This window comes from Photorhabdus sp. P32 (assembly GCF_038085095.1).
Taxonomy (GTDB): domain Bacteria; phylum Pseudomonadota; class Gammaproteobacteria; order Enterobacterales; family Enterobacteriaceae; genus Photorhabdus; species Photorhabdus luminescens.
Window position 1 is genome coordinate 1 of sequence record NZ_JAZGJN010000131.1, and the last position, 2,098, is coordinate 2,098.

Genomic DNA, 2,098 nt, shown 5'->3' on the forward strand with positions numbered 1-2,098 from the left:
ACTACAGCATTTGCTGTTTTTTCAATGAAATAAGAAAGTCTTATCCTGACTATCATCAAAAAATTCATCTTATTGTGGATGGGGCGGGTTACAACAAAGCTCATCTTGTGAAAGAGTGGGCTTATGTTAGCAACATTGAGTGACATTACCTTCCTCCATACAGCCCAAATTTAAACCCGATAGAACGATTATGGCAGGTTATGAATGAACATAACCGTTATTTCGCTGATAAACATGAATTTCGAGACAAAGTATTCAAATTTTTCACCACAACGCTACCTGATATAGCGGACTCGCTGATGTCTAGAATTAACGACCATTTTCAGGTGCTAAGAACTGCATCTTGAAGTTTTTTGGGTATATAGGTAGATTTAATGGCATACCAAAGAAGCATTTTGGGCTCCTTCTCAAGGAATATGAGTGAAAAATTAACACACTTGGTGTAAAAAATTAATTACACATTTTAAAACAAATAGTTAAGGAGAAAATATAATCGTTATCTAGGACAGTCCCAAAAAGAAATGAATTATGATCTTAGTTTCGAGATATTCTTGCTAATGGCACTATATTTTTGCATTGAAAGCATGGACTAGCATCTATGCAATGCTCCTTCAAGACATAAATTATCTTAAGGTATTATGGTTTCTTGTTCCATTTCAGACAGTAATTAATGGATTATTTCAATAGTATCTATCTAAAACTTTAAGTATAAATGGAATCTTATCAAGTTTAATCCTTTCCTTTATTCTTATTGTTTTTTAGAACTTCCTTTAACCTATATAAATACAGTAAAGCAGGTAAAAAATATATGAAAATATCATTCTGCATTCCAACTTATAATAGAGTTGAATATTTGAAATCGTTGGTAGAGAGTATTGCAAATCAATCTAATCATTCTTTAGATATCGATATATGTATCTCAGATAATGCATCTACTGATGGGACTGATAAGATGATTGCAAGCTGGCAAGAGATATTTAATATACCAATACATTATCACCGTCACCATGAAAATATTGGACCAGATAGAAACTATCTTTCAGCTGTAAATATGGGAACTGGCGATTATTGCTGGATATTCGGAAGTGATGATCTTCTTGAAAATGATGCACTTTTCTCTATACAAGTGTTTCTTTCAAAAGGATATGATATTTATCTTTGCGATCGAAAAGAGATGGATATTTCTATGAAAGTTGTTAGAAATCCTCATCGAAAGTGGTTATCATGTGATACCTCTACATTTGTAGTTAATGGAGGTGACGACTTAGTAAACTACTTTAATCATTGTCAATCTATCGGTGGAGCTTTCAGCTATTTAAGCTCTATTATAGTGAAGAAAAAAAAATGGAATGCAATTGAATTAGATGAAAGCTATGTAGGTACAGCATATTCACATGTTTATATTCTTCTTAGAATTCTTAATCAGAAAGGAGTCATATTAGAATATGTGTCTTCTCCCTTAGTCTTGTGCAGAGGTGAAAATGATTTTTTTGCAATTTCAGGAATTGCAAAAAGAATTAAAATAGATTTTTTAGGTTATTTGAAACTATCTAATGATCTTTATACAGAATCCTACTGGATAACTCAAGCATTGCATGGTGTATTACTAAGAGAGAGACCTTGGTTATATACATCATTAGCAATGGCTTGTTATGGCAATCAAGAAGATAAACAAGAATTATTATATTATTATGAAAAAATGGGATACAGTAAATTTTTGACAAAATTTATATTTCTTTGGGGGGAGCTTGCAAGATATTTGAAAAATTCTGAAAAGCTCAAGACTTTTATACGAAAGATTAAGTTATGAATATTAGTAGCACCTTTTGTTGATTAAATTAATTTAGCTAATAGTTAAAGTAAACATTAATATTGGCATAATAGCAATGACTTAATATATTATGAAATCACTTTGATTATTATTTTTTATTCGATCTCTTGAAAATATTTTCTTCCTATTTAGAAAAAAAGAATACATCAGGTAATAAATCCTTAAATATACCCGTTATCTTTCAAGTTGCCTCTTTGTTGGCTGCACTCACTCACCCCGGTCACATAGTTCTCTATGCTCCCGGAGATTCGCTCCCTTGCCGTCGCG

The 2,098-nt window shown here is 31.6% G+C and carries 1 protein-coding gene and 1 pseudogene; both read left to right on the plus strand.

The window, feature by feature from the left end; translation table 11 throughout:
- A pseudogene (locus V2H77_RS00765) lies at positions 1 to 347 on the plus strand (transposase); the annotation flags it as partial.
- Between the two features lie 461 nt (positions 348 to 808).
- Entirely contained in the window at positions 809 to 1,810 is a 1,002-nt protein-coding gene (locus tag V2H77_RS00770; RefSeq protein WP_341497274.1) for a glycosyltransferase family 2 protein, read from the plus strand.
- Positions 1,811 to 2,098: the final 288 nt, after the last annotated feature.

Excerpts from the sequence above, each read along its gene's own strand:
- V2H77_RS00770 (WP_341497274.1), top strand. The coding sequence starts at position 809 with ATGAAAATATCATTCTGCATTCCAACTTATAATAGAGTTGAATATTTG.